Here is a 1,137-nt window from a genome sequence, read left to right on the forward strand (position 1 = left end):
TACAGTAGAGAGATAAAATAAAAGGCTTATTAATGTTTTGTTTAAACTACTAGAATTATTGTTCATGACTTATTAAATTTAAAATATGTTATTCATTTTTCTGCTATTCTACTATAAATACTACTTTTAATTTTTAATTGATGTACTTTAGTTTATTCCTGTAAACCTGATAAAAATAAATTTACCCCTCTTCCATTAATTTACTCATAACCAGTTATAAACTAGGATGTACAAGGGCTTATCGCCTATTGTACTTTACTTAAAAGCACAAAAGATAAGATCAAGTATGTAGTACCTAAAGTACCTAACCTTACATTTCATTCCCAAATATAACCTATTAAAAAGAACTTTGCAAGTTTATGTGTATCCGTTCAGTGATATGGCCTATGCGTATCCGTTCACTCAATGGCGTCAACTTAAGGGAATTCATGATTAGCACACCCTCCTAAAGACATGATGCCGTTTAGGTTTATCCACCTTGTCACGACTATATAATCGCCCGGGTCGGATTTTCACTTTAGCTCGTATGCACACTCTATCAAAGAGAGGCCGTTGCAACAGACCGACAGTGTAATTTTTTCTATTTTTCCAGTATTATTTTTTGTTATTTTTTGCCATTTTTGACGTTATGGCAGTAAGAATATCATTATTTATTGATTTTTAGATGCTTTTAGTTCATTTTGGATAGACCATTTCCCTAGCAACCTCTTAAAATGATATTTGGGGACCTGTATAAGTTATAAGCTATTGCTTCCATAAGATGTTGTGTATGCATTTTATCAATACCTATATAGCGGGCTCCCGAACTTCGGAACCAATTTTTTATACTACCAAATACACGTTCTACCTTATAACGAGTCTTAGCTATTAATTTATTAAACCGCTTAGCGGTAACTGATAAGGGATTATTCTTAGTAGCCTTCTTCTGAATAGCTGATTTTAACTTTTTTTTCTTTAATAATATTTCATTAGGTGAGCCGCTATAGCCCTTATCTGCATATACCCTACTACCTGGTGGTAAGTTTACTTTATCTAATAAGCCCTCTAAATGACCACTATCATGACTAGATGCCTTTGTAGTACTGACGGCTAGCACTAATCCTTCTTTACTTTCTACAAGTATATGCCGTTTATAGC

General features: G+C 33.1%; 1 protein-coding gene and 1 pseudogene. Both read right to left on the reverse strand.

The features are described from left to right. Nucleotides 1–432 precede the first annotated feature (432 nt). A complete protein-coding gene (locus EDM02_RS05940; RefSeq protein WP_260214974.1) occupies nt 433–558 on the reverse strand; it encodes a hypothetical protein in 126 nt (41 codons plus the stop codon). A 139-nt stretch (nt 559–697) separates the two neighbouring features. After that, a pseudogene (locus EDM02_RS01610) lies at nt 698–1,137 on the reverse strand (transposase); the annotation flags it as partial.

The sequence above is a fragment of the Candidatus Cardinium hertigii genome (assembly GCF_003788695.1).